Genomic DNA, 25,716 nt, shown 5'->3' with positions numbered 1-25,716 from the left:
CTTACTCGTCAGGGGTCAGTTCACCACGCAGGTTTTCCTGCATCAGGCCGCGAATCTCCTCGACGCCCAGATTCTGGCTCAGCAGGTAGTGTAGCTTGGTCAGCGTGGCCTCAACGGTCATATCAAACCCGCTAATCACCCCCGCCTGGGCGAGGGCGTTACCGGTGGCGTAGCCGCCCATGTTAACCTTCCCGGACATGCACTGGGTCAGGTTAATCACCAGGATCCCGCGCTGGCTGGCCTCCGCCAGCACCTGAATAAACTCGCCGTTTTGCGGAGCGTTACCGACGCCGTAGGAGCGGAGGAGCAGCGCTTTTACCGGCTGGCGCAGGAAGTTTCGCACCACATCGGCGGAGATCCCGGGATAAATCGTCACCACGCCAATCGGCTGAGGGGTGATGGGGTGCACAATCAGCTCGCCGCTGCCGTGCGGCGCCGGCGGGGTACCGAGGCGGCGAATGTGGATCCCGGCTTCCAGTAAAGGGGCCAGATTGGGCGAGGCAAAGGCATCGAAACCGTCGGCATGGGCTTTGGTGGTGCGGTTCCCGCGATACAGACGATTGTTGAAGAACAGCGTCACTTCATTAATCGGATAATTGGCGGCGACGTACAGCGCATTGAGCAAATTAATTTGTCCGTCGGAACGCAGTTCGGCTAACGGTATTTGTGACCCTGTCACAATGACCGGTTTACCCAGATGTTCCAGCATGAACGACAGCGCCGAGGCGGTAAAAGCCATCGTGTCGGTACCGTGCAGGATAACGAAGCCGTCGTACTCGTCGTAATGGGTGCGGATATCGTCGGCGATATGCTGCCAGTCTTCCGGCGTCATGTCGGAAGAGTCCATCAGCGGCGCATATTCGTGAATGGTAAAGTCCGGCATCTCCGGGCGATGGAACTCAGGCATCAGCGCCAGCTGGCGCTGCAGGTGACCGGAAACGGGGATATAGCCGTGTTCAGAGCGCTGCATACCGATGGTCCCACCGGTGTAGGCAACGTAAATCGATTTCTTTTGCATATCATCGCTTAGGTTGGACGTAGACAGGCGCAGTATAAAGTGACAGGTAAAAAAATACAGCGTCTGTACCCGTCATACTTCGGGTTATGCGTGCGTTGGCGCATAGGGGATGGGTTCACCCCGGTGACATGGTAAACGGTGTCACCGGGGCTTTGCGCTGCGCAATTAACGGATATTGGCGCAGGTCAGGCAGAAGGCGTAACGGTTTTGCGGGTCGTTAAACGCCGCCAGCTTGTCGCTTTCGGCTTTCAATGTATCGGCGGCAGCGGCAACCGGCGCCGGCAGGTAGGCCTGCAGCGCGGCCGGCAGCGACGCGCGCACCGAACCGGTCAGGCTATCAAGCACCATGGAGAAGAACGTTGGCTCTTCCTGGTAGTAGTTGATATGCCACTGTTTCAGCTTCGCCAGTTCCGCCGCTTTCGCCACGGCGTCGTCAAAGTCGCCAAGGCTATCGACCAGCCCGTTGGCTTTCGCATCTTCACCCGTCCAGACGTGACCCTGGGCGATCTGGTCGATTTTCTCCGGCGTACTCTGGCGCGCATTGGCGACCAGGGTGATAAAGCGTTTATAGCCATTTTCGATGCTCAGCTGCATCAGCTGTTGCACTTCGGGCGGCAGCGATTTGGTGGTTGAGACATCGGCCAGCGCGGAGGTCGCCACGCCGTCGGTATGCACGCCGATCGAGCCGAGGGTATTTTCGACGGTGTTAATGACGCCGAAGATCCCGATTGAGCCGGTGAGAGTGCTCGGGTTAGCCACGATGTAACTGGCCGGGGTGGAGATCCAGTAACCACCGGAAGCCGCCATGCCGCCCATGGAGACCACTACCGGTTTACCGGCGTCTTTCGCCGCGGCCAGCTCTTCACGAATGACTTCCGAGGCGCTGACGCTGCCGCCTGGGCTGTTGACGCGCAGGACGATTGCTTTGACTTTCGGATCGAGGCGGGCGTCGCGGATCTGCGCGGCGGTGGTGTCGCCACCAACGTTGCCAGGGGTTTCTTCCCCATCCATAATCGCGCCGTTGGCGAAGATCACCGCGATGGCGGCACCCTGTTCGGACGGCGTTTTGACGTTGTAATCGTAATAGCTGATGGCGCGATAGTTGTTATCCGCTTTGCTCCAGCCGAACTGTTTGGTAAGCGCTTTTTCCACCTCGGTGGCGGTCCCCAGTTCATCAACCAGTTTGTTGTCCAGCGCGTATTTCGCCGTATCGCCGTCGACTTTACGCAGGCCGTCGAGGATGCCCTGCGCGCCAGGGAACAGCTGCTGCGCGGTGATCTGACGGTTAGCGGCGATCGTATTCAGGTAGTTCTGCCACAGCTCTCCGATCCAGCGGCTATCGGCTTCGCGCGCGGCAGGTGACATATCGTCGCGGATGAACGGCTCTACTGCCGATTTATAGGTCCCGACGCGGAAAACGTGGGTAGAGACCTTCAGCTTATCGAGCAGCGATTTGTAATACAGGCCGTTGGTGGCGAAACCGTGCAGGTCGACTTCACCCTGCGGCGAGAGCCAGATTTTATTGGCGAAGCTCGCCAGATAATACTGCCCCTGGCTGTAGCTGCTGCCGATGGCATACACCGGTTTACCGCTATCGCGGAACTCGCGCAGCGCCTTGCCGATATACTGCATCGAAGGCTGATCGCCGCCGGCAAAATTCTTCAGATCCAGCACGATACCGGTGATATTCCGGTCATCTTTCGCCTGACGAATGGTTTGCACAATATCAAACAGCGAGTTTTCCTGAAGACGATCGGAGCTGGCGCCAAAGAGCTGACGACCAATGACGCCGAGTTTGCTGCTGGCGGACGGTTTATCGACCACCACGCCGGTAATATCCATCAGCAGCGCGCCGCGCGCGGCATGTTCGGTGGTGCTGCTGCTGAACTGCGCCCAGATGCCGACGCAAACCAGCACCAGCAGCAGGAAAACCAGGTTCAGTGCGAGCTGGCGAATGAAATTGAGTACCCGCCATGTCCATTTAAAAAATCCGGCGAGCAGCCGCCAAAGAGTTCGCATGTATTCTCCCTAACATAATTAAAAATGGGCTAACCGCGTGGGTTGCCGCGTCTGGCTATCCTAAAGAGACGACCGGCGGTTGTCAGCAGGAATCAGCCATCGTGCTGTAACAAAATTCTTGCTCATGTTAATTTTATGAAAAATGACCTCACAGGAGTAACACAGATGGATGCTCTCGAGCTACTGGTTAACCGCCGCAGCGCTTCTCGCCTGGCTGACCCGGCGCCGGTCGGTGAACAACTGGAAAACATTCTGCGCGCTGGCCTGCGCGCGCCGGACCACGGGACGCTGCAGCCCTGGCGTTTCTTTATTATTGCTGACGAAGGCCGCGAGCGTTTCAGCCGACTGCTGGAGAAAGGGGCGATAGCGGCCGGGCAGGATGACAAAGGAATTGAAAAAGCCCGCAGCGCGCCGTTCCGCGCGCCGCTGATTATCACCGTCGTCGCGCGCTGCGAAGAGCACCCCAAGGTGCCGATGTGGGAGCAGGAGATGTCGGCCGGATGTGCGGTGATGGCGATGCAGATGGCGGCGGTGGCTCAGGGCTTTAACGGCATCTGGCGCAGCGGCGCTTTGACCGACAGCCCTGTGGTGCGTGAAGGCTTTGCCTGCCGCGAACAGGATAAAATCGTCGGTTTTCTCTATCTGGGGACGCCGCAGCTGAAAGCGTCGACCACCGTTTCCCAGCCGGACACCGCGCCGTTTGTCGTTCGTTTCTGATGAAAGCAGGGCCCGGCAGGCGTTTCCCGCCGGGCCGTCTCTCAGTCTATTTCTGCCGTTTGGCAAACTCGTCTTTGGCTTTCTGTAACTGCTGCTGGAACGCCGGATTGGTGTGCAGCGTCGCGACGACCGCTGAACCCACGATCCGCGCGGCGTCGACATCGCTCTGCCAGTGGTAGCCGCAGATCACCCGACTTTCACCGAGCTCATACCCGCGCTTGAGAATTTCATTCTGCCGCTGCGGATTGATTTCAGCCAGCACCAGCGCGGTGGCCCAGCCGATAGAGGTGTGACCGGAAGGATAGGAGCCGTTCTTCGCCAGCTTATCCTGTTCTGTGGTATTACAGGTGGCGACGCCGTAGAAGGCAAATGGACGAATGCGCATATACTTCTCTTTCGCGCTACGGGTGGCCAGGTCGCCCGCGTCTTCAATCATGTTGGTGAGCAGTTTGTGTAACGCCGGGGCGTCCTTTTCGGTGATCGGGGAGCCGAACGCGCCAGAGAAGGCGTTTGCCACACCGCCGGCGCTCAGGTTCGCATCCTCGGCGGCCAGCTTGCCGCGCTCGGTGGCGCGCAGCAGACGGCCTTTCTCATACATCGCCTGATCGTTTAGAAAGGCGAGGCTGCCCACTTCCGGCGGCGGCGGGAGCAGCGCCAGGCTGTCGATGGCCTGGGCATTTTTCAGATAGTAGAGATCGGGTTTGGTGGTGGCATCGTTACCGGCTGGAACCAGAGCAAAAGCGCTAACGGAAAAGAGGCTGGCAAGACAAAGGGCGAGAACACGCTTTTTCATCAATATATCCTTACTGTGTGATATGTCCGGAGTAACCGTTTTTCGTTGTCACATTGCTGTCATCTTTCAGTAGAAGTGAAAACGGCGATGAAAAAATTGTTGTCTATCGCAAAATCGCCTATTTGTCTGCTTAATGAGCAACCATTCGCGATTTCAGACTGTCGCACTTACCACTCCGCCGTTTGAGCGCTACCATAGCGGGATTGCAATGACAGGAGATGTCCATGAGCGAGCAAGCTATTCGTTTAACGCAATACAGCCACGGAGCCGGTTGCGGTTGTAAAATTTCCCCTAAAGTACTGGAGACGATCCTCAAGAGCGATCAGGCGAAGTTTATCGATCCGCAGCTGCTGGTGGGTAATGAGACAAGTGATGATGCCGCGGTCTATGACCTCGGCAACGGGACGTCCATTATCAGCACCACCGACTTTTTTATGCCGATTGTCGACAGCCCGTTCGACTTTGGCCGCATCGCCGCGACCAACGCCATCAGCGACGTTTTCGCGATGGGCGGTAAACCGATTATGGCAATAGCGATTCTCGGCTGGCCGATTAATACCCTGGCGCCGGAAATTGCCCGTGAAGTGGTTGATGGCGGCCGTTTTGCCTGCCAGCAGGCGGGGATCGCGCTGGCGGGCGGCCACTCGATCGACGCGCCGGAGCCGATTTTCGGCCTCGCGGTCACCGGCGTGGTGCCCACGGAGCGCATCAAGAAAAACAGCACCGCTCAGGCGGGCTGCAAACTGTATCTCACCAAGCCGTTAGGTATTGGCGTGCTGACCACCGCAGAGAAAAAAGCGCTGCTTAAACCGGAACACCAGGGGCTGGCGACGGAAACCATGTGCCAGATGAACCTCGCCGGCGCGGCCTTCGCCACTCTCGACGGCGTCAAAGCGATGACCGACGTGACCGGGTTCGGCCTGCTGGGCCACCTGAGCGAAGTGTGCCGCGGCGCCGGGCTACAGGCTCAGCTGAACTACGCGGCGATTCCGAAACTGCCGGGCGTTGAAGAGTATATTGCCGCGGGTGCGGTGCCGGGCGGAACCGGGCGCAACTTTGCCAGCTATGGCCATCTGATGGGCGAAATGCCGCCGGAGTGGCGCGATCTGCTGTGCGATCCGCAAACCTCCGGCGGTCTGCTGCTGGCGGTGACGCCGGAGGCTGAAGCCGAGGTGCAAGCGGCGGCCGACAAGTTCGGGATTACGCTTGCCGCCATTGGCGAGCTGGTCACCGCTCGCGGCGGGCGCCCGATGATCGAGATTCGTTGATTACATGCGGCTGTTTATTGCGGAAAAACCGAGCCTCGGGCGCGCCATTGCCGATGTACTGCCTAAGCCCCATCGTAAAGGCGATGGCTACATTGAGTGTGGCAATGGGCAGGTGGTCACCTGGTGTATCGGCCATCTGCTGGAGCAGGCCCAGCCGGACGTGTATGACGGGCGCTATGCGCGCTGGAACCTGCTCGACCTGCCGATTGTGCCGGAAAAGTGGCAGCTTCAGCCTAAATCGTCGGTCAGCAAACAGCTCAACGTCATCAAGCGCCTGCTTGGCGATGCCCAGGAGGTGATCCACGCGGGCGACCCGGACAGAGAAGGGCAGCTGCTGGTGGATGAGGTGCTCGACTATCTGCAGCTGGCGCCGGAAAAGCGCCAGCAGGTACAGCGTTGCCTGATTAACGATCTCAATCCGCAGGCGGTCGAGCGGGCGATTTCCCGTCTGCGCGCCAACAGCGAGTTTATTCCGCTGTGCGTGTCGGCGCTGGCGCGCGCCCGCGCCGACTGGCTATACGGGATCAACATGACCCGCGCCTATACCCTGCTGGGCCGCAATGCCGGCTATCAGGGAGTGCTGTCGGTCGGGCGGGTGCAGACGCCGGTGCTGGGGCTGGTGGTGCGTCGCGATGAAGAGATCGAGAACTTCGTGGCCAAAGACTTCTTTGACGTGAAGGCGCATATCGTCACCCCGAAGGATGAGCGTTTCGTAGCGACCTGGCAGCCGAGCGAAGCCTGCGAGCCGTATCAGGATGAAGAGGGCCGGTTGCTGCATCGCCCGCTGGCTGAGCACGTGGTGGCGCGGATCGAGGGCCAGCCGGCGCGGGTAACCGCCTATAACGATAAGCGGGATTCGGAACCGGCCCCGCTGCCGTTTTCCCTCTCGGCGCTGCAGATTGAAGCGGCGAAACGTTTTGGCTTCAGCGCGCAAAATGTGCTGGATATCTGCCAGAAACTGTATGAAACCCATAAGCTGATTACCTATCCACGTTCGGATAGCCGCTATTTGCCGGAGGAACATTTCGCCGGTCGTCATGCGGTACTGAACGCGATCGGCGTGCATGCTGCGGATCTGCTCCCGCAGCCGGTCGTCAACCCGGAGATCCGCAACCGCTGCTGGGATGATAAAAAAGTCGATGCTCACCACGCGATTATCCCTACCGCCCGCAGCAGTCAGGTGAAGCTGTCGGATAACGAAGAAAAGGTCTACGGCCTGATCGCGCGGCAGTATCTGATGCAATTCTGCCCGGATGCGGTATTCCGCAAATGCCAGATCGACCTCGATATCGCCAACGGTAAGTTTGTGGCGAAAGCCCGTTTCCTGGCGGAAGCCGGCTGGCGCGCGCTGCTGGGCAATAAAGAGCGCGATGAAGAGAACGACGGTACGCCGCTGCCTGTCGTGGCGAAGGATGATGAGCTGCTGTGTGAAAAAGGCGAGGTGGTGGAGCGGCAAACGCAGCCGCCGCGCTATTTTACCGATGCTACGCTGCTGTCGGCGATGACCGGGATCGCCCGTTTTGTGCAGGATAAAGATCTGAAAAAAATTCTGCGCGCCACCGACGGTCTGGGAACGGAAGCCACCCGCGCCGGGATTATCGAGCTGCTGTTTAAGCGCGGTTTCCTGGTCAAAAAAGGGCGCTATATTCACTCCTCCGACGCGGGGCGGGCGTTAATCCACTCCCTGCCTGAGATGGCCGCCCGGCCGGATATGACGGCCCACTGGGAGTCGGTGCTGACGCAGATTAGCGAGAAGCAGTGCCGTTATCAGGACTTTATGCAGCCGCTGGTCGGCACGCTCTACCAGCTGATTGAGCAAGCGCGGAGTACGCCGGTGCGTCAGTTCCGCGGTATCGTCGCCCCGGGCGGCGCGAAGAAGAGTTTCAGTAAAGGGAAAGGCAAAAGCAAAGGGAAAGATAAAAAGCCCGCCGCGGATCCCGCCCCTGAAAATCCGTAATAAAAAACCGCTTAGCCTGATGCTGGTTACTTAAGGTGACCAGCATATATTGATGGCTTATCGTGGGCTTGCGTGATGCCGGTAAACGGTGGTTTGGGCGAACGCCAGTTTTCTTCGCTTATGCTGTGAAATATTCCACATAACGAACAACCACAAATATATGCTTCGCCCAAACCACCGTTAAAGCGAAATTCCGCCTTAACGGCGACGTCAGGCTCAGACTCGCCTGCCAGATGTGCCGGGAACCAGGCTGAACAGCATAAAAAAATCCGTAATCGCACAGAGATTACGGATTCTTAAACAGCCCCCGGCTGGTCCACCGATCCTTAACCGATAGGCATTACCGCTCAGCCGGTTTCTTATACGTTGTTTGCGCCTGCGTGCTGAGCGACAGGGCGGTCTTAAATCACGCCCTGCGCCAGCATGGCGTCAGCCACTTTAACGAAACCGGCGATGTTGGCGCCGCGCACGTAGTTGGTCTGCTGCGCTTCGCCGCCGTACTCCACGCAGGCGTGGTGAATGTCGAGCATAATGTGATGCAGACGGGCGTCCACCTTCTCCGCTTTCCAGCTCATACGGGCCGCGTTTTGCGCCATCTCGAGGCCGGATGTCGCCACGCCGCCGGCGTTAGCGGCTTTGCCCGGGGCGAACAGCACCCCCGCTTCGAGGAACAGATCGGTTGCTGCGATGGTGGTCGGCATATTGGCGCCTTCGGCAACGGCCTTCACACCGTTAGCAATCAGCAGCCGCGCGGCGTCGACGTCCAGTTCGTTTTGCGTGGCGCAAGGCAGGGCGATATCGACAGGAACAGACCACGGCTGTTTGCCTTCCAGATAGGTCAAACCATACTCGCGGGCATAGTCGGCGACGCGGCCATCGCGGCTGGCCTTAATGGCGCACAGGCGGGCCAGTTTTTCCGGGGTAAAACCGGCTTCATCCACGACGGTGCCGCTGGAGTCGGACGCGGTAATCACCCGCGCGCCGAGCGCCATCGCTTTTTCGATGGCGTACTGCGCGACGTTACCGGAGCCGGAAACCGCGACCCGCATGCCTTCAAAGCCCAGACCATGGCGCTTGAGCATCGCATCGGTGAAGTAAACCAGACCGTAGCCGGTTGCTTCCGGGCGAATCAGGCTGCCGCCGAAGGAGAGCCCTTTACCGGTGAACACGCAGGCGCTGTTGTTGGAGAGCTTACGCATCATCCCGGCCATAAAGCCGACTTCACGGCCGCCAACGCCAATATCGCCTGCCGGGACGTCGGTATCCGGGCCTAAATGACGATACAGCTCGGTCATCAGCGCCTGGCAGAAGCGCATGACTTCACCATCGCTTTTTCCTTTCGGATCGAAATCACTGCCGCCTTTACCGCCGCCCATTGGCAGGGTGGTCAGGGCATTTTTAAAGGTCTGTTCGAAACCAAGGAACTTCAGAATTGACAGGTTAACCGATGGATGGAAGCGCATGCCGCCTTTGTAAGGGCCAATCGCCGAGTTGAACTGCACGCGCCAGGCGCGGTTGACCTGGACCTGATTGCGGTCATCGACCCAGACGACACGGAACTGAATCGCACGCTCTGGTTCAACCAGACGTTCCAGCAGCGAGAGCTGACGATAGCGCGGGTTTTCCTCAAGGAAGGGCCACAGGGTGGTCATCACCTCGCGGACGGCCTGAGCAAATTCGGTTTGATTAGGATCGCGCTGTTGAACGCGGGTGAGAAAATCTTCCAGAGTGCACATCTGATCCATAGATATAAGTTCCCCTTATGGTTGTGGTTGCATGTATACGCGTCATTTTCCAGCGCGCCTCATTTACCGCCCGGAAGCGCGTCCGCGGCCGGCCTGTTGCAAGCTGAATGATTTTGCGTATATTTTTTATTATTCGCCCCTTGAAAAGGGCGTATTTCCGACTATAACACCGGCAATCATCAGGCCAGCAAGGAAAAATTATCCTGACAGGAAAATTTATAATCGGCCGGCGGTCATAACTAAAAACGATGACGCCGCAGGGGAGGCCTTAGCGGAGAAGGTCGTCGGCGCGTTGGGCGATAAAGGCGTGTAGCAGCGGAATATCGGCCGGTGCGAGGTCAAAGGTCAGAGCCTGTTGCGGGGAACACCAGCGCAGCTGGCGATGATAATGCGCGACGGGAACGCCGCTAAAGCGCGGTACCCACCAGGCGTGAAGATGGATCGGCCGGCCGGAGACTTCCCGCTGGTGGCTGGCGATATAGCGTTCGACGTGGGCGGCGATACCCAGCTCCTCCTGCAGTTCGCGGATTAGCGCCTGCGGCTGACTTTCGCCTGGCTCCACTTTGCCGCCGGCAAATTCCCACATTCCGGGCTGATCGGCGTGGTCAGGGCGCTGAGCGAGCAGAATTTTGCCGTCCTGTTCAATAATGGCGGCCACAACATCAAGCTTTTTTGGCATCTGGATCATCGTTCCATGCAGGGCAGAGCAGCAGACAAAAACGGACTCTGCGCCCGGCAGAGCCCGCTGCACGACTTTTAAGGTTTAAATGACGCCCATACCGGCGCGTGATCGGACGGTTTTTCCATGCCGCGAATATCATAATCGATGCCGGTTTCGACACAGCGCTGCGCCAGCGGCGAGCTTGCCAGCAGCAGGTCAATACGCAGCCCGCGGTTATCGTCGAAGCCTTTGGAGCGGTAGTCGAACCATGAGAAACGGTCCTGGCTTTCCGGGTTGGCATGGCGCCAGGTGTCGACCAGACCCCAGCCAAGCAGGCGCTCCATCCATTCACGCTCTTCCGGCAGGAATGAGCACTTACCGGTACGCAGCCAGCGCTTACGGTTCTCTTCGCCAATACCGATGTCCAGATCGGTCGGGCTGATATTCATATCGCCCATGATCAATACCGGATTGTCTTTGTTGAGTTCAGTATCGAGATAGTGCTGCAGATTCTGATAAAACGCCGCTTTTGCCGGGAACTTGGTCGCGTGGTCGCGGCTTTCGCCCTGCGGGAAATAGCCGTTGATCACCGTAACGTTGCCGAAGGCGGACGGAATTTCCGCCATGATGATGCGCCGCTGGGCCTCTTCACCGTCGTCGGGAAAACCGCGACGCACGGAAACCGGCGTCTCTTTGGTCAGCAGGGCCACGCCGTAGTGACCTTTTTGTCCGTGGTAGAACACGTTGTAACCGAGTTTCGCCACCTCTTCGAGGGGGAACATGTCGTCGTGAACTTTGGTTTCCTGTAGGCCAATGACGTCGGGCTGGTGCTTGTCGACGATGGCGGCCAGCTGGTGGGGGCGGGCACGCAGGCCGTTGATATTAAAAGAGACAAATTTCATAGTCGCTGCCACTGTGCAAGGTGAATAGTGCAGGGATGGTAGCAGAAATTCGCCGGGCTGGCTGCCGGAAGCTGTTTTATTGTGCCTGTCGCTCTGATTGGCGGGGCAAGTGGACATATTGTGCACCACGCTGGCGCAGGCTGCGCCAAAAAAGGGCGAATATCTACGATAAATTTCGTAGGGGATCACAAATGCAGAATTATATCTTACCGATGCATAACCTTTCTGATTTATTCACTGTTATCGCCCCTTTATCAGATATTTATTCACTATTTATGCATTTGAATTGCATAGATCATGTCTGTAACTCGTTGATATTTCGTGATCAATCTCGGTTTATGCATTTTTACCTCTGGCTGGCACGAAGCGTGCAATCTACATTTACAGCGTAATAACCCATAATTTTTAACATTATTCATACTTTTTATTTACCGGAAGAGGTCGATATGTCTCAGACAATTACGCGTAGCAACTTTGATGAATGGATGATGCCGGTATACGCGCCGGCGGCTTTTATTCCGGTACGCGGTGAGGGTTCACGCCTGTGGGATCAGCAGGGAAAAGAGTATATCGATTTTGCCGGCGGCATTGCGGTCAATGCCCTGGGGCACGCCAATCCGCAGTTGATTAACGCGCTGACGGAACAAGCCGGGAAATTCTGGCACACCGGCAACGGTTATACCAATGAGCCGGTTCTGCGTCTGGCGAAACAGCTGATCGACGCGACCTTCGCCGATCGCGTCTTCTTCTGTAACTCCGGCGCCGAGGCTAACGAAGCGGCGCTTAAGCTGGCGCGTAAATACGCCCACGATCGTTTCGGTAGCCATAAAAGCGGGATCGTCGCGTTCAAAAACGCCTTCCATGGTCGGACGTTGTTTACCGTCTCCGCGGGCGGCCAGCCGGCCTATTCTCAGGATTTTGCTCCACTGCCGCCGCAGATCCAACATGCCGTTTACAACGATCTCGAATCAGCCCGCGCGCTTATCGATGACAACACCTGCGCGGTGATCGTTGAGCCCATGCAGGGTGAAGGGGGCGTGGTGCCAGCGGACCCGGCTTTCCTGCGCGGTCTGCGTGAACTGTGCGATGCCCACCATGCGCTGCTGATTTTTGATGAAGTCCAGACCGGGGTTGGCCGTACCGGCGAGCTGTATGCGTATATGCACTATGGCGTCACGCCGGATGTGCTGTCGACGGCGAAAGCGCTGGGCGGCGGTTTCCCGATCGGCGCGCTGCTGGCGACGGAAAGCTGCGCCAGCGTGATGACGGTCGGGACACATGGCACCACCTACGGCGGTAACCCGCTGGCCAGCGCGGTGGCCGGAGAAGTGCTCTCTATCGTCAATACGCCGGCGGTATTGAATGGCGTGAAGCAGCGTCATCAGTGGTTTAGCGAACGGCTGAGCGCCATTAACGCCCGCTATGGCCTGTTCAAAGAGATCCGCGGCCTGGGGCTGCTGATCGGCTGCGTGCTGAACGACGAGTATGCCGGTAAAGCGAAGGCCATCAGTACTCAGGCGGCGGAAGACGGAGTGATGATTTTGATTGCCGGCGCCAACGTGGTGCGTTTCGCGCCGGCGTTGATTGTCAGCGAGGAAGAGGTGAAGAGCGGGCTGGATCGTTTTGAACTGGCCTGCCGCCACTTTCTTGCGGGAGTGTCATCATGATGGTGATCCGTCCGGTTGCAGCAGAGGATCTGGCTGGCCTGCTGGCCCTGGCCGGCGAAACCGGCGGCGGGCTGACGTCGCTGCCCGCTGATGAAGAGACGCTGGCGGCGCGGATTGAACGTTCGCAGAAAACCTGGCGAGGGGAACTGCCAAAAAGCGAACAGGGCTACGTCTTTGTTCTTGAAGATAGCGTCAGCGGCGCGGTGGTCGGCATTTGCGCCATCGAGGTCGCGGTAGGGCTGAACGATCCCTGGTATAACTATCGCGTCGGGACTCAGGTCCACGCCTCGAAAGAGCTGAACGTTTACAACGCGCTGCCGACGCTGTTTCTCAGTAACGATCACACCGGCAGCAGCGAGCTGTGTACGCTGTTTCTTGACCCGGCGTGGCGGAAAGAGGGCAACGGCTATCTGCTGTCGAAATCGCGCTTTATGTTTATGGCCGCCTTCCGCGAGCGCTTTAACGAAAAAGTGGTGGCGGAGATGCGCGGCGTGATTGACGAACACGGCTACTCTCCGTTCTGGGAAAGCCTGGGCAAACGTTTCTTTGCGATGGAATTTTCGCGCGCCGACTATCTGTGCGGGACCGGGCAAAAAGCGTTTATTGCCGCACTGATGCCAAAACATCCGCTGTATATCGACTTCTTATCTGATGAGGCGCGGGCGGTGATTGGTGAGGTGCATCCGCAAACGGCGCCGGCCCGCGCGGTGCTGGAGAAAGAAGGTTTCCGCTATCGTAACTATATCGATATTTTCGACGGCGGCCCGACGCTGGAGTGCGATATTGACCGGGTGCGGGCGATTCGGAAAAGCCGTCTGGTGACGGTGGCCGAAGGGCAGCCGGCGCCGGGGGAATGGCCGCTTTGTCTGGTTGCTAATGAGCAGTATCAGCAATTTCGCGCCACGCTGGTCCATGCCGACCCGGATACCGATCGTTTGTTATTAAGCGCCCGCGAACTGGACGCCCTGAAATGTCACGTCGGCGACCGTCTGCGGCTGGTTCGTCTGGTCCCGGAGGAGAAAAAATCATGAGTTTATGGATTAACGGCGACTGGCAGAGCGGACATGGCCCGGCGCGCACGAAAACTAACCCGGTTAGCCAGGCGCTGCTGTGGCAGGGCAACGATGCCGATGCCGCACAGGTTGCCCAGGCGGTCAGCGCCGCGCGTCGGGCTTTTCCGGGGTGGGCCAGACAGCCGTTTAGCGTGCGCCAGGCGATTGCCGAAAAATTTGCCGCGCTGCTTGAGGCGCACAAAACGGAGCTGACGGCCATCATCGCCGGAGAAACCGGGAAGCCGCAGTGGGAAGCGGCGACGGAAATCGGCGCGATGATTAACAAAATCGCTATTTCGGTGAAAGCCTACCATAGCCGCACCGGCGAAGCGCATACCGCCATGGGCGACGGCGCGGCGACGCTACGCCATCGTCCGCACGGCGTGCTGGCGGTATTTGGCCCCTACAATTTTCCCGGTCATCTGCCCAATGGCCATATCGTGCCGGCGCTGCTGGCAGGCAACACGCTGGTGTTTAAGCCCAGCGAGCTGACGCCGCAAAGCGGTGAGGCGGTGGTGAAGCTGTGGGCGGAAGTGGGACTCCCGGCGGGGGTACTCAACTTATTGCAGGGAGGGCGGGAAACCGGCGAGGCGCTGAGCGCCCAGCCGGACATCGACGGGCTGCTGTTTACCGGCAGCTCGGCGACCGGTTTTCAGCTGCATCGCCAGCTTGCCGGACAGCCGGAGAAGATCCTCGCGCTCGAAATGGGGGGCAATAATCCGCTGATTGTCGATGAACCGCAGAATATTGATGCCGCCGTACACCTGACGATTCAGTCGGCGTTTATCACCGCCGGCCAGCGCTGTACCTGCGCGCGTCGCCTGTTGGTGAAACGGGGGGCCGCGGGCGATGCGTTTCTTGCACGACTAGTGACAGTGTCACAGCGATTGATTCCCGGCCGATGGGATGCCTCGCCGCAGCCGTTCCTTGGCGGCCTGATCTCCCCGCAGGCGGCGCAAAAAGTCCACCAGGCCTGGCTGCGGCATGTGGCCAACGGTGGGAAAACGCTGCTTGAGCCGCGGCTGCTGCAGGCCGGGACCTCATTACTGACCCCGGGGATCATTGAGATGAGCGACGTGGCAGAAGTGGCCGATGAGGAAGTCTTTGGGCCGCTGCTCTGCGTCTGGCGCTATGACAATTTTGATGAAGCGATCGCCCGGGCGAATGCCACCCGCTTCGGGCTTTCATGTGGGCTGATCTCCGCCGAGCGTGAGAAATTCGAGCGCCTGCTGCTGGAAGCCCGGGCCGGGATCGTCAACTGGAATAAGCCGCTGACCGGCGCGGCCAGCACCGCCCCGTTTGGCGGAACCGGGGCATCCGGCAACCACCGTCCAGGGGCGTGGTATGCGGCCGATTATTGCGCGTGGCCGATGGCCAGCCTGGAGACGGCGGAACTGACGCTGCCGGAAACGCTGAGCCCGGGTCTCGACTTTCAGCAGGAGTCCGCGCGATGAAAGCCTGGGAGGTCAACTTTGACGGTCTGCCCGGCCTGACCCACCACTACGCCGGGCTCTCTTTTGGCAACGAAGCATCGATCCGCCATCGCTACCGGGTTTCCAATCCGCAGCTGGCGGCGAAACAGGGGCTGAAGAAAATGAAGGCGCTGGCGGATGCCGGGTATCCGCAGGCGCTGATCCCCCCGCAGGAACGGCCGAATGTGCCGCTGTTGCGCCAGCTTGGTTTTAGCGGCAGCGACCCGCAGATCCTCGAAAAGGCGGCGCAGCAGGCCCCGGATCTGCTATCGGCGGTCAGCTCTGCTTCCTCAATGTGGGTGGCCAACGCGGCGACGGTGTCGCCGTCCGCCGACTCGCTGGACGGCCGGGTACACCTCACCGTGGCCAATCTGAATGACAAATTCCACCGCGCCAGCGAAGCGTCAACCACCGAAGCGTTGCTGCGCGCGCTCTTTCCCGATGAGCAGCGCTTTGCCGTCCATCCGGCGCTTCCGCAGGTCGCGCTGTTTGGCGACGAAGGGGCGGCAAACCATAACCGGCTGGGCGGCGAGTATGGCGCACCGGGCGTCCAGCTGTTTGTTTATGGTCGCCAGCAGGGCGGCGAGGGCATACCGCAGCGCTACCCGGCCAGACAGACGCTGGAAGCCAGCCAGGCGGTAGCGCGGCTGAATCAGGTGAATCCGCGGCAGCTGATTTTTGCCCGACAGAATCCGGCGGTCATTGACAAAGGCGTATTTCACAATGATGTCATTGCGGTGAGCAATCAGCAGGTCCTGTTTTGTCATCAGCAGGCGTTTGTCGATCAGCCGCAGCTGCTGCGCCAGCTTGCCGAACGGGTGCCGGGGTTTACCCCCGTTGTCGTGCCGGCCAGCGCGGTGACGGTAGAAGAGGCGGTGGCGACCTATCTGTTTAACAGCCAGCTGTTGAGTAAGCCCGATGGCGCGATGCGGTTGATTCTGCCCCGGGAGGCGCAAGAGCATGCCGCGGTCTGGCGCTATCTGACCGGGCTGCTGGCGGAAGATAACCCGATTGATGAACTGCAGGTTTACGATCTGCGCGAAAGCATGGCCAACGGCGGCGGTCCGGCCTGTCTGCGCCTGAGAGTGGTGCTGACCGAAGAGGAGCGGCGGGCTGTTAATCCAGCGGTATTCATGACCGACGCGCTGTTTGCGACGCTGAACGACTGGGTCGAACGCTACTATCGCGATCGTCTGACCCAGGCGGATCTGGCGGATCCACAGTTGCTCAACGAAGGGCGTGAGGCCCTCGACCGGCTGACGCAAATTCTGCAGCTCGGCTCGGTTTATCCGTTTCAGCACTAGTTACGGTTTTCGGTATCAAGGAGGCGTCGTGGACGACTTTCTGGCATTAACTCTGGCGGGGCGTCTGCCCCACCATTTTCACGGTGAAACGGCGCATTTTCGCTGGCACTGGCTCGATTGCGGCATCCTGCAGCTGACGCCGCACGCGCGCTGCGAGCGGTCGTTAGTGCTGTCATCAGGCATTCACGGCAATGAAACCGCGCCGGTAGAAATGACCCATCTCTTGCTCCAGCAGCTGTTTAGCGGGGCGCTCCCTCTGCGCTGGCGTCTGCTGGTGATTTTTGGCAACCCGCAGGCGTTACGGGAGAATAAGCGCTATCTGGATAGCGATATGAACCGGATGTTTGGCGGGCGCTGGCAAACATTTCCCGCCAGCGATGAAACGATAAGAGCGCGTCAGCTGGAGCGGGCGCTGACGCGCTTTTATCGCGCCGCGGACGACACTCGCTGGCATCTCGATCTGCATACCGCCATCCGCGGCTCGCATCACACCCGTTTTGGCGTGCTTCCGGTAAGGGAGGAGCCATGGAACGAGGGATTTCTCAGCTGGCTGGGCGCCGCCGGGCTGGAGGCACTGGTTTTCCACCGCCAGCCCGCGGGAACGTTTACCCATTTTAGCTGCGCGCGTTTCGCCGCGCTCTCCTGCACGCTGGAACTGGGGAAAGCGCTGCCGTTTGGTGATAACGATCTGCACCAGTTTGCCGCCACCCAGCGCGCGCTGATGCGTTTGCTGGTGGGCGATCTGGCGGTGGTTGAGGAGGGGCCGGGTCCGCTGCGTTATCAAGTGGTGCAGCAAATCACCCGCAGCAGTGAACATTTCCGCCTGCATATGTCGGCGCAGACGCTCAATTTTACCGCCTTTAAGGCCGGGACCTTACTGGCTGAAGATGGCGATACCCGCTATGTGGTGGAGAAAGCAGAGGAATTTGTCCTGTTTCCTAATCCGTCGGTGGCGCTGGGGCTGCGGGCGGGATTGATGCTGGAGCGCTTACCGTCGCTCCGTACGTAAAATATCGCTGCCGCTCGCCCGCGCGGCGGCGTTAATTCTCCGGCCGGTGTCTACCTCGCGCACCTTATTTTTTTGTGCCTTTAGTATTGATTGCAGATTATTCCTGGTTAAATGCTTTATTTTTAATCCCTCGCGTTTTATAATCCTCATAATTTCTTTATAAAACACCATCTTATATATTTTTAGTTGCAATTATCTCCTTAATTTCCTTATTTTCTCCACAATTGGCGAGAAAATGTTTTTTACACTTTCATTGTTTTACGCTTGCTCTGACTAATTGACGATAAACGTCGTAAAGTTTATCTCGTCAACACGGCAATGCGCCGTAAGAATAACTTAAAGTAAGGACTCGATATGAAGAAGATTACTGCTCTGTTTGTTGCCTCTACTCTGGCTCTGGGTGCGGCTAACCTGGCTCACGCTGCGGATACCACCACTACTCAAACCGATAGCAAACCGATGATGCACCATAAAGGTATGCCTCACGGTCAGCACGATATGATGTTTAAAGGGCTGAATCTGACCGATGCGCAGAAACAGCAGATCCGTGACATCATGAAAAGCCAGCGCGCCAACATGAAACGTCCGTCCCTTGACGAACGCCGTGCGATGCATGAGCTGATCGCCAGCGATACCTTCGATAAAGCGAAGGCGGAAGCGCAAATCGATAAGATGGAAGCGCAGCATAAAGAGATGGCGCTTGCGCGGATCGAGACCCAGAACAAGATTTACAACATTCTGACGCCGGAACAGAAAAAACAGTTCAATGCCAATTTTGAGAAGCATCTGACAGACCGCAAAGCGCCGGAAGGTAAAATGCCTGCATCTGCTGAGTAATTCAGCGCACGGAATGAAGACCGCCGGTCTTGCCCAACATACGCCGACAGGCATTGGGCAGGATCGGCGGTTTTTTTTGTGCTAACAACCGGATGGCGCCAGCGGATGCAGCGTAAAACGGCCGCTCAATAGCGGTTTGCAGAGAATTTTATAGCCATCATGGTCAAAGCCGGCCGGCAGGCGCGTTAAGGCCTGGGCCTGCGCCAGCGTATCCACCGCGCCCAGCCACAGCCAGTTATGAATGACGTGATACTGGGTGAGATCGGGGCCCGTTTCTTCCAGCGCGACGGGGCCGGGCCACGGCCAGCACACCACCTGCATTTTGGCCATCTGCGCCTGCAGCCTCTCGTGATGTGCGGCAAGACTTTCCTTGCCGCAGCAGGCGCCGGCGCAGCGCCCTAATGCCGAACGAAAGCAGGCCCGGCCGCGGCTAAGCGCCTCCAGTCCCAGCAGTCCGTAGCACAGACGATGTTCGTCAGCGAGCGTTTTTAACGCCTGCAGCGCCGCCCGGCGGTTGGCAAACAGGCCATACAGATGATTCTGACGGGAGAAGTCCACCTCGCGGGCATACACCACCTGCGGGCGGAGCGCGTCGAGCTGTAACGAGCACAGCTGTTTATTGCGCCGCAGCCGCTTATTGAATAACGGTTGCCGCTCTTTGATAAGCTGCGCCTCCAGCAGCAGCGCCCCCAGCTCCCCGGCGGTTCGTTGCCAGCTGATGCTTCGCGCCTGGCGCAGCATCGCCGCTTCATCCGGCGTACGCAGGTGTGAGAGCACCCGGCTGCGGATGTTCACGCTTTTGCCGATATACAGTGGGAGGGTTTCGCTCTCGCCGTGAAACAGGTAGACGCCCGGCAGCCTGGGTAACGCCTCCAGCCAGGGGCGCAGATGTTCGGGATATTCATAGATAGCCGCCGCTTCAAACTCCAGACGCGGGGCGGATTGCTTTCTGACCACAAAGGCTCCTGGTGCTGTTTATTTATCCAGTATAGCAAGCCGGGCCGGGAGCGAAAAGGGCAAAAAATAACCCCGGCAGCGGCCGGGGTTGGGGAAAGCAGGGAGAAGTTATTTTTTCCAGAAGTCGTCGAAGACGGTAATCGGCGGGCGGCGCTTATGCTCGGTTTTCAGATACCAGCCTTCGATAGTGCTGGCGATTTTCTCGTCCAGCGTTTTGCCTTCCAGATAGTCATCAATATTCTCGTAGGTTACTCCGAGGGCGACTTCATCCGGCAGGGATGGACGATCGTCTTCCAGGTCGGCGGTCGGCAGCTTCTTATACAGATGCTCCGGGCAGCCAAGCAGCGCCAGCAGCTGCTTGCCCTGGCGTTTATTGAGGCGGAAGATCGGGTTGATATCGGTGCCACCATCGCCGTACTTGGTAAAGAAACCGGTGACCGCTTCCGCGGCATGGTCGGTACCGACCACTACGCCTTTGGTCATCCCGGCAATGCTGTACTGTGCCTTCATGCGCTCACGGGCTTTCTCATTGCCGCGAACGAAGTCGCTCAGTTCAATGCCTGCTTCACGTAATGCCTGCTCGCTGGCCAGCACGGCGCCTTTAATATTCACCGTCAGCACCCGGTCCGGCTGGATGAAGGCGATGGCGTCCTGGCAGTCCTGTTCATCCGCCTGGACACCATACGGCAGGCGTACGGCAATAAACTGCAAACTTTGATCGCCGGTTTCTGCGCGCAGTTCATTAATGGCCTGCTGACAGAGCTTTCCGGTCAGAGTGGAATCCTGGCCGCCGCTGATCCCGAGTACCAGTGACTTAATAAAAGGGTAGGTCTGCAAATACGACTTTAAAAAATCCACGCTGCGGCGAATTTCACCCTCAGCATCAATCTGGGGCTGTACGCCCAGCGCCTGAATAATCTCTTGTTGTAGCGTCATCGCGCCCTCCGGGAAGTGAATCTGTTTGGCTGCTATTAAGGGTTAAAACTACCTCTTTGACGGTAAAACGACAAGGATCACAGATTTGACTGGTGCAAAAGAAGGCAATCAATGACATAGGATTTTTTTATTAGAAAGATCTTAAATTTAGGCCATTTGTACCTTCAGCTTGATAAATAACGGTATTTATTCCAGGCTTACTAACACGCCGAATAAAAGAGGACGGAATATGAACAAGAACTTAGCAGGATTTTTGGGCGCAGCGGCAGTTTTAACCATGCTGGCTGGCTGTACGGCTTACGATCGTACCGCTGATCAGTTTACACAGCCGGTGGTGAAAGATGTCAAAAAAGGCATGTCGCGGGATCAGGTCCTGCAGATCGCGGGTAAGCCGGCTTCTGAAGTAACCATGATCCACGCGCGCGGAACCTGTCAGACCTACATCCTGGGTCAACGAGATGGTAAAATGGAGACCTACTTTGTGGCGCTTGACGATACTGGCCACGTGATGAACTCCGGCTATCAGACCTGTGCGGAATACGACACCGACCCGCGTAACAGCAAGTAGCACATCATACTGAGCTCTACGAAAGCCCGACGTCAGGTCGGGCTTTTTTATGTCCACAGACGCTTATTTAATTGCGCGAATTATTTGAGTGAAATGTGAAGGTAGTCAAAACGCGAGGTCAATGAGAGACAATTTTGCCTCGCCAGGAATTATCCAGCGCCTGAACGATGCCGTATACTCAACGCATAAACAATACTCATCGAATGATGACACGTCTTACCCGGTTGTCAGGCATAAGACGATGCTGAGGCCGCCAGGTCTTACACATTGAGGAAGCGCTCATGGAAAAGAAACACATTTACTTGTTTTGCTCGGCTGGAATGTCTACTTCACTGCTGGTGTCGAAAATGCGTGCGCAGGCAGAAAAATATGCAGTACCGGTCATCATCGAAGCCTTTCCGGAAACGCTTGCCGGAGAGAAAGGGCCGCAGGCGGATGTCGTATTATTAGGCCCGCAAATCGCATATATGCTCCCGGAAATTCAACGGCTGCTGTCAAATAAGCCGGTGGAAGTGATCGACTCTGTGCTGTATGGCAAAGTCGATGGTTTAGGTGTCCTGAAAGCGGCCGTTGCGGCCATTAAGAAAGCTGCTGCACAATAATTTAATTTTAAAACTCGCTAGCCTTTTGGGTTTCCGGTGAAATGGTAACATGCTGCGGCATTATCATATTGCCGGTTAGCACAGGGTGAGAGTTTATTTTCCCGTCAAAGAGTAATTTCATACATCATGCCGTAATTATTCAATTACGGCTTTAAAGGGTATTTGCTATGAGTAAAGTGATTGACTCGCTTGAAAAGGTACTCCTTCCTTTTGCTGTTAAAATAGGAAAGCAACCGCACATCAATGCGATTAAAAACGGCTTTATTAAATTAATGCCGCTGACCCTCGCGGGGGCCATGTTCGTATTAATCAACAACGTATTTCTGAGTTTTGGTGAAGGTTCTTTCTTCTATTCAATGGGCGTTCGCCTGGATGGCTCAACCATTGAAACCTTAAATAGCTTTAAAGCCATCGGCGGTAATGTTTATAACGGCACGTTAGGCATTATGTCGTTGATGGCGCCATTCTTTATCGGGATGGCGCTGGCTGAAGAACGTAAGGTCGATCCGCTGGCGGCAGGGTTATTATCGGTGGCGGCATTTATGACCGTGACGCCGTACAGCGTCGGTGAGGCCTATGCGGTAGGCGCCAACTGGCTGGGCGGGCAAAATATTATCTCCGGGATGATCATTGGTCTGGTCGTCGCAGAGCTGTTTACTTTCGTTATTCGCCGCAACTGGGTGATTACTTTACCAGATAGCGTGCCTTCATCGGTATCCCGCTCCTTCTCGGCGCTGATTCCTGGGTTCCTGATCCTCTCGGTGTTCGGGATTATCTCGTGGATCCTCTCCTCCTATGGCAGCAACTTCCATCAGATCATCATGGACTCGATTTCGACGCCGCTGGCGGCGATGGGGAGCGTGGTGGGTTGGGCCTACGTCATTTTCAACTCCCTGCTGTGGTTCTTCGGGGTCCACGGTTCGCTGGCTTTGACCGCGCTGGACAACGGGATTATGACCCCGTGGGCGCTGGAAAACATCGCGCTGTACAACCAGTACGGTTCTGTCGATGCGGCGATTGAGGCAGGCAAACAGTTCCACTTCTGGGCCAAGCCGATGCTCGACTCCTACATTCTGCTGGGCGGTTCCGGTGCGACTTTAGGCCTGATTATCGCCATCTTTATTGCCTCACGCCGCGCTGACCATCGTCAGGTGGCAAAACTGGCGCTGCCGTCAGGTATCTTCCAGATTAACGAACCGATTCTGTTCGGCCTGCCGATCATCATGAATCCGGTGATGTTCATACCGTTTGTGCTGGTTCAACCGATTCTGGCGGCCATTACCCTGGCGGCCTATAGCATGGGGATTATTCCACCGGTCACTAACCTGGCTCCGTGGACCATGCCTACCGGTCTCGGCGCCTTCTTTAACAGTAACGGCAGCGTCGCTGCGCTGTTTGTCGCGCTGTTCAACCTCGGGGTCGCCACGCTGGTCTACATGCCGTTCGTGGTGATTTCGAACAAAGCGCAGAGCACCATCGAGCAGGAAGAGAGCGAAGAAGATATTGCTAACGCACTGAAATTCTGATGTCGAGCGGTACGGGAGGCTTCCCGTACCGTCTGAGAAACGAGGGAATACTATGTTTGATCTGGATAATATCGAAGCGGTAGAGACCCCTGAAAACGACCTCGAAGAGGTGGTGATGGGGCTGATTATCAACTCCGGGCAGGCCCGTAGCCTGGCCTATGCCGCGCTGAAGCAGGCCAAGCAGGGGGATTTCGCCGCCGCAAAAAACATGATGGAACAGTCGCGCATGGCGCTGAGCGAAGCGCATCGCGTGCAGACTCAGCTGATTGAAAGCGATGAAGGCGAAGGCAAAATGAAGGTCAGTCTGGTACTGGTTCATGCGCAGGATCATCTGATGACCTCAATGCTGGCCCGTGAGCTGGTTGCCGAATTGATTGAGCTGCATGAGAAGGTACAATAGGCCATCAACACGATGAGGCAGCCAAAGATGATGACCACAGAGATCAGTACCGCGCGGGAACAGCAGCTGTTTAACGGGAAAAACTTTCATGTGGTCATCTATAACAAAACGGAAAGCGTAAGCGGGCTTCACCAGCATGATTATTACGAGTACACCATCGTTTTAACCGGCCGCTATTATCAGGAGATCAATGGCAAACGGGTGCTGCTGGAGCGCGGGGATTTTGTCTTTATCCCGATGGGGTCGCACCACCAAAGTTTTTACGCCTTTGGCGCGACGCGCATTCTTAACGTCGGCATCAGTAAGCGTTTCTTCGAGAAACACTATTTGCCGCTGTTGCCGTTTGGCCTGGTGGCCTCGCAGGTCTACGCTGTCAAAAGTACCTTTCTCAGCTATATCGAGTCGGTTATCGCTTCGCTGAATTTTCGCGAAACTGAATTTGACGAATTTATTGAACTGGTGTCGTTTTATACCATTAACCGTTTACGGCATTACCGCGAAGAGCCGGCACAGGATGTTATTCCGCAGTGGCTGAAAAATACCGTCGAGGATATGCACGATAAACTTAAATTTGGCGAAGGGGCGCTGGAGCAGATGGTCGAACTCTCCGGGAAAACCCAGGAGTATTTAACCCGGGCGACCCAACGCTATTATGGTAAAACGCCGATGCAGATAATTAATGATATTCGCATCAATTTCGCCAAGAAGCAGCTGGAAATTACCAATTATTCAGTGACCGATATTGCCTACGAGTCGGGGTACAGTAGCCCAAGTCTGTTTATTAAAACATTCAAGAAACTGACCTCATTTACGCCAAGCAATTATCGTAAAAAACTGACCAGTATTAATTAACCCGGAGCGGATTATTCCGCGTCAGGACCTATTCAAGTTAACTGTCCGTATTAATACGGAGAGTGGGCTACGTGCAATTCGTGGCGCCACGAGGGAGAAGATAATGAGCCAGAAATTAAAAGTTGTCACTATTGGCGGCGGCAGCAGCTATACCCCGGAGTTACTGGAAGGGTTTCTCAAGCGCTATCATGAACTGCCGGTAACGGAATTGTGGCTGGTGGATGTGGCGGAAGGCCAGGAGAAGCTCGATATTATCCACGCGCTGTGCCAGCGGATGGTCGAAAAAGCCGGCGTGCCGATGCAGGTCTACAAAACGCTGGACCGCCGCGCGGCGCTGGAAGGCGCCGACTTCGTGACCACGCAGCTGCGGGTGGGCCAGCTGAAGGCGCGCGAGAAAGACGAGCGTATTCCGCTCAGCCACGGCTATCTCGGCCAGGAGACCAACGGCGCCGGCGGCCTGTTTAAGGGCCTGCGTACCATTCCAGTCATTTTTGATATCGTCAAGGATGTACAGGAGATCTGCCCGGATGCCTGGATCATCAACTTTACCAACCCGGCGGGAATGGTCACCGAAGCGGTGTACCGCCACACGGACTTTAAGCGCTTTATCGGCGTGTGCAATATTCCGATCGGTATGAAAATGTTTATTACCGATGTGCTGCAGCTGACCGCGGAAGATGAACTGCATATCGATCTGTTTGGCCTCAATCACCTGGTGTTCGTCCGCGATGTGCTGGTGAACGGCGAGTCGCGCTTTGATGAGCTGCTGGACGGCGTCGCCTCCGGCAGCCTGAGCGCCAACTCGGTGAAAAATATCTTTGATTTGCCGTTCAGCGAAGGGCTAATCCGTTCGCTGCGCCTGATCCCATGCTCCTATCTGCTGTACTACTTTAAGCCAAAAGAGATGCTGGCGATTGAAATGGGTGAGTACTATAAGGGCGGCGCTCGTGCCCAGGTGGTGCAGAAGGTGGAAAAACAGCTGTTTGAGCTGTACAAAAATCCGGATCTGAATGTGAAGCCGAAAGAGCTGGAGCTGCGCGGCGGCGCATATTATTCCGATGCGGCCTGCGAGGTGATTAACGCCATCTACAATGACAAGCAGGCCGAGCACTACGTTAACATTCCGCATCATGGCCATATTGATAACATCCCCGCGGACTGGGCGGTGGAAATGACCTGTACGTTGGGGCGCGAAGGGGCAACGCCGACGCCGCGCATCGCGCATTTCGATGAGAAAGTGCTGGGGCTGATTTATACCATCAAAGGCTTCGAGGTGGCGGCCAGCCAGGCGGCGATGAGCGGTGAGCTGGACGATGTGCTGCTGGCGCTCAATTTGAGCCCGCTGATTCACTCTGACCGCGATGCTGAGCAGCTGGCGCGGGAAATGATTCTTGCGCATGAAAAATGGCTGCCCAACTTTGCAGCGACGATTGAGAAACTGAAACAGTAACGGG

The 25,716-nt window shown here is 57.0% G+C and carries 23 protein-coding genes; 15 read left to right on the top strand and 8 right to left on the bottom strand.

The window, feature by feature from the left end; translation table 11 throughout:
• Position 1 precedes the first annotated feature (1 nt).
• Both ansA and sppA read right to left on the bottom strand, forming a co-directional pair.
• Positions 2–1,018: an asparaginase gene (gene ansA, locus ACI2JR_RS01920; protein ID WP_462477702.1), complete on the bottom strand. Its 1,017-nt coding sequence runs from the start codon at positions 1,016–1,018 to the stop codon at positions 2–4.
• A gap of 165 nt (positions 1,019–1,183) precedes the next feature.
• A complete protein-coding gene (gene sppA, locus ACI2JR_RS01915; RefSeq protein ID WP_462477701.1) occupies positions 1,184–3,037 on the bottom strand; it encodes a signal peptide peptidase SppA in 1,854 nt (617 codons plus the stop codon).
• 165 nt (positions 3,038–3,202) lie between these two features.
• Between sppA and ACI2JR_RS01910 the strand changes: the two genes are divergently transcribed.
• On the top strand, positions 3,203–3,754 hold the full coding sequence (locus ACI2JR_RS01910; RefSeq protein ID WP_132726617.1) for an NAD(P)H nitroreductase: 552 nt from the start codon (positions 3,203–3,205) through the stop codon (positions 3,752–3,754).
• 46 nt (positions 3,755–3,800) lie between these two features.
• On the opposite strand, the gene phoC is transcribed toward ACI2JR_RS01910, so the two are convergent.
• The gene (gene phoC, locus ACI2JR_RS01905; RefSeq protein ID WP_132726615.1) at positions 3,801–4,547 is read right to left on the bottom strand and encodes an acid phosphatase PhoC; all 747 of its coding nucleotides are present in this window, start codon (positions 4,545–4,547) and stop codon (positions 3,801–3,803) included.
• A 224-nt stretch (positions 4,548–4,771) separates the two neighbouring features.
• On the opposite strand from phoC, the gene selD reads away from it, so the two are divergent.
• Complete coding sequence (gene selD / locus ACI2JR_RS01900) at positions 4,772–5,815, top strand: selenide, water dikinase SelD (protein ID WP_132726612.1); 1,044 nt, start codon at positions 4,772–4,774, stop codon at positions 5,813–5,815.
• 4 nt (positions 5,816–5,819) lie between these two features.
• Positions 5,820–7,772, top strand: coding sequence for a DNA topoisomerase III (locus tag ACI2JR_RS01895; protein ID WP_462477700.1), 1,953 nt, complete (start codon positions 5,820–5,822; stop codon positions 7,770–7,772).
• Positions 7,773–8,173: 401 nt separating this feature from the next.
• Here ACI2JR_RS01895 and gdhA read toward each other — a convergent pair whose 3' ends face one another.
• The 3 genes from gdhA to xthA all read right to left on the bottom strand — a co-directional run bounded on the left by gdhA (position 8,174) and on the right by xthA (position 11,080).
• Complete coding sequence (gdhA, locus tag ACI2JR_RS01890; RefSeq protein ID WP_462477699.1) at positions 8,174–9,517, bottom strand: NADP-specific glutamate dehydrogenase; 1,344 nt, start codon at positions 9,515–9,517, stop codon at positions 8,174–8,176.
• 268 nt (positions 9,518–9,785) lie between these two features.
• Entirely contained in the window at positions 9,786–10,196 is a 411-nt protein-coding gene (locus ACI2JR_RS01885; protein ID WP_132726603.1) for a pyrimidine (deoxy)nucleoside triphosphate diphosphatase, read from the bottom strand.
• Positions 10,197–10,273: 77 nt separating this feature from the next.
• Positions 10,274–11,080: an exodeoxyribonuclease III gene (xthA, locus tag ACI2JR_RS01880; RefSeq protein WP_462477698.1), complete on the bottom strand. Its 807-nt coding sequence runs from the start codon at positions 11,078–11,080 to the stop codon at positions 10,274–10,276.
• Positions 11,081–11,526: 446 nt separating this feature from the next.
• Between xthA and ACI2JR_RS01875 the strand changes: the two genes are divergently transcribed.
• From ACI2JR_RS01875 to spy, 6 genes are all read left to right on the top strand, one after another.
• Positions 11,527–12,747, top strand: a complete 1,221-nt coding sequence (locus tag ACI2JR_RS01875; RefSeq protein ID WP_132726598.1) for a succinylornithine/acetylornithine transaminase — start codon at positions 11,527–11,529, stop codon at positions 12,745–12,747.
• Complete coding sequence (gene astA, locus ACI2JR_RS01870; RefSeq protein WP_462477697.1) at positions 12,744–13,778, top strand: arginine N-succinyltransferase; 1,035 nt, start codon at positions 12,744–12,746, stop codon at positions 13,776–13,778. Before ACI2JR_RS01875 ends, astA begins: the two co-directional genes overlap by 4 nt.
• Positions 13,775–15,253 carry a succinylglutamate-semialdehyde dehydrogenase gene (astD, locus tag ACI2JR_RS01865; protein ID WP_462477696.1) on the top strand — a complete coding sequence of 493 codons (1,479 nt, stop codon included), beginning with the start codon at positions 13,775–13,777 and terminating at the stop codon, positions 15,251–15,253. The genes astA and astD overlap by 4 nt, the downstream gene beginning before the upstream one ends.
• A complete protein-coding gene (gene astB / locus ACI2JR_RS01860; protein ID WP_462477695.1) occupies positions 15,250–16,575 on the top strand; it encodes an N-succinylarginine dihydrolase in 1,326 nt (441 codons plus the stop codon). Before astD ends, astB begins: the two co-directional genes overlap by 4 nt.
• 28 nt (positions 16,576–16,603) lie before the next feature.
• Positions 16,604–17,584, top strand: a complete 981-nt coding sequence (gene astE / locus ACI2JR_RS01855; protein ID WP_132726586.1) for a succinylglutamate desuccinylase — start codon at positions 16,604–16,606, stop codon at positions 17,582–17,584.
• A 354-nt stretch (positions 17,585–17,938) separates the two neighbouring features.
• The gene (gene spy / locus ACI2JR_RS01850; RefSeq protein ID WP_132726583.1) at positions 17,939–18,421 is read left to right on the top strand and encodes an ATP-independent periplasmic protein-refolding chaperone Spy; all 483 of its coding nucleotides are present in this window, start codon (positions 17,939–17,941) and stop codon (positions 18,419–18,421) included.
• Positions 18,422–18,502: 81 nt separating this feature from the next.
• On the opposite strand, the gene cho is transcribed toward spy, so the two are convergent.
• The gene (gene cho / locus ACI2JR_RS01845; RefSeq protein WP_462477694.1) at positions 18,503–19,378 is read right to left on the bottom strand and encodes an excinuclease Cho; all 876 of its coding nucleotides are present in this window, start codon (positions 19,376–19,378) and stop codon (positions 18,503–18,505) included.
• Positions 19,379–19,486: 108 nt separating this feature from the next.
• A complete protein-coding gene (gene nadE, locus ACI2JR_RS01840; protein ID WP_132726578.1) occupies positions 19,487–20,314 on the bottom strand; it encodes an ammonia-dependent NAD(+) synthetase in 828 nt (275 codons plus the stop codon).
• 229 nt (positions 20,315–20,543) lie between these two features.
• Here nadE and osmE point away from each other — a divergent pair, with 229 nt between their 5' ends.
• From osmE to ACI2JR_RS01810, 6 genes are all read left to right on the top strand, one after another.
• Entirely contained in the window at positions 20,544–20,882 is a 339-nt protein-coding gene (gene osmE / locus ACI2JR_RS01835; protein ID WP_132726575.1) for an osmotically-inducible lipoprotein OsmE, read from the top strand.
• 281 nt (positions 20,883–21,163) lie between these two features.
• Positions 21,164–21,484, top strand: a complete 321-nt coding sequence (chbB, locus tag ACI2JR_RS01830; protein WP_132726573.1) for a PTS N,N'-diacetylchitobiose transporter subunit IIB — start codon at positions 21,164–21,166, stop codon at positions 21,482–21,484.
• Between the two features lie 167 nt (positions 21,485–21,651).
• Complete coding sequence (gene chbC, locus ACI2JR_RS01825) at positions 21,652–23,010, top strand: PTS N,N'-diacetylchitobiose transporter subunit IIC (protein ID WP_132726570.1); 1,359 nt, start codon at positions 21,652–21,654, stop codon at positions 23,008–23,010.
• 52 nt (positions 23,011–23,062) lie between these two features.
• Positions 23,063–23,410: a PTS N,N'-diacetylchitobiose transporter subunit IIA gene (chbA, locus tag ACI2JR_RS01820; RefSeq protein WP_132726567.1), complete on the top strand. Its 348-nt coding sequence runs from the start codon at positions 23,063–23,065 to the stop codon at positions 23,408–23,410.
• Positions 23,411–23,422: 12 nt separating this feature from the next.
• Complete coding sequence (gene chbR, locus ACI2JR_RS01815) at positions 23,423–24,262, top strand: transcriptional regulator ChbR (protein WP_279387978.1); 840 nt, start codon at positions 23,423–23,425, stop codon at positions 24,260–24,262.
• Positions 24,263–24,365: 103 nt separating this feature from the next.
• Positions 24,366–25,712 (top strand): 6-phospho-beta-glucosidase, encoded by a 1,347-nt coding sequence (locus ACI2JR_RS01810; protein WP_462477693.1) that lies wholly within the window; start codon positions 24,366–24,368, stop codon positions 25,710–25,712.
• Positions 25,713–25,716: the final 4 nt, after the last annotated feature.

Source organism: Klebsiella sp. NPDC088457 (genome assembly GCF_044900465.1).
In the GTDB taxonomy this organism is placed as follows: Bacteria; Pseudomonadota; Gammaproteobacteria; order Enterobacterales; family Enterobacteriaceae; genus Klebsiella.
This window is presented reverse-complemented; position numbering and strand designations above follow the sequence as displayed.

Bases quoted from the DNA above. Each gene is read 5' to 3' on its own strand.
- ansA (WP_462477702.1), bottom strand. From the start codon at position 1,018: ATGCAAAAGAAATCGATTTACGTTGCCTACACCGGTGGGACCATCGGT.
- sppA (WP_462477701.1), bottom strand. From the start codon at position 3,037: ATGCGAACTCTTTGGCGGCTGCTCGCCGGATTTTTTAAATGGACATGG.
- ACI2JR_RS01910 (WP_132726617.1), top strand. From the start codon at position 3,203: ATGGATGCTCTCGAGCTACTGGTTAACCGCCGCAGCGCTTCTCGCCTG.
- phoC (WP_132726615.1), bottom strand. From the start codon at position 4,547: ATGAAAAAGCGTGTTCTCGCCCTTTGTCTTGCCAGCCTCTTTTCCGTT.
- selD (WP_132726612.1), top strand. From the start codon at position 4,772: ATGAGCGAGCAAGCTATTCGTTTAACGCAATACAGCCACGGAGCCGGT.
- ACI2JR_RS01895 (WP_462477700.1), top strand. From the start codon at position 5,820: ATGCGGCTGTTTATTGCGGAAAAACCGAGCCTCGGGCGCGCCATTGCC.
- gdhA (WP_462477699.1), bottom strand. From the start codon at position 9,517: ATGGATCAGATGTGCACTCTGGAAGATTTTCTCACCCGCGTTCAACAG.
- ACI2JR_RS01885 (WP_132726603.1), bottom strand. From the start codon at position 10,196: ATGCCAAAAAAGCTTGATGTTGTGGCCGCCATTATTGAACAGGACGGC.
- xthA (WP_462477698.1), bottom strand. From the start codon at position 11,080: ATGAAATTTGTCTCTTTTAATATCAACGGCCTGCGTGCCCGCCCCCAC.
- ACI2JR_RS01875 (WP_132726598.1), top strand. From the start codon at position 11,527: ATGTCTCAGACAATTACGCGTAGCAACTTTGATGAATGGATGATGCCG.
- astA (WP_462477697.1), top strand. From the start codon at position 12,744: ATGATGGTGATCCGTCCGGTTGCAGCAGAGGATCTGGCTGGCCTGCTG.
- astD (WP_462477696.1), top strand. From the start codon at position 13,775: ATGAGTTTATGGATTAACGGCGACTGGCAGAGCGGACATGGCCCGGCG.
- astB (WP_462477695.1), top strand. From the start codon at position 15,250: ATGAAAGCCTGGGAGGTCAACTTTGACGGTCTGCCCGGCCTGACCCAC.
- spy (WP_132726583.1), top strand. From the start codon at position 17,939: ATGAAGAAGATTACTGCTCTGTTTGTTGCCTCTACTCTGGCTCTGGGT.
- nadE (WP_132726578.1), bottom strand. From the start codon at position 20,314: ATGACGCTACAACAAGAGATTATTCAGGCGCTGGGCGTACAGCCCCAG.
- osmE (WP_132726575.1), top strand. From the start codon at position 20,544: ATGAACAAGAACTTAGCAGGATTTTTGGGCGCAGCGGCAGTTTTAACC.
- chbB (WP_132726573.1), top strand. From the start codon at position 21,164: ATGGAAAAGAAACACATTTACTTGTTTTGCTCGGCTGGAATGTCTACT.
- chbC (WP_132726570.1), top strand. From the start codon at position 21,652: ATGAGTAAAGTGATTGACTCGCTTGAAAAGGTACTCCTTCCTTTTGCT.
- chbA (WP_132726567.1), top strand. From the start codon at position 23,063: ATGTTTGATCTGGATAATATCGAAGCGGTAGAGACCCCTGAAAACGAC.
- chbR (WP_279387978.1), top strand. From the start codon at position 23,423: ATGAGGCAGCCAAAGATGATGACCACAGAGATCAGTACCGCGCGGGAA.
- ACI2JR_RS01810 (WP_462477693.1), top strand. From the start codon at position 24,366: ATGAGCCAGAAATTAAAAGTTGTCACTATTGGCGGCGGCAGCAGCTAT.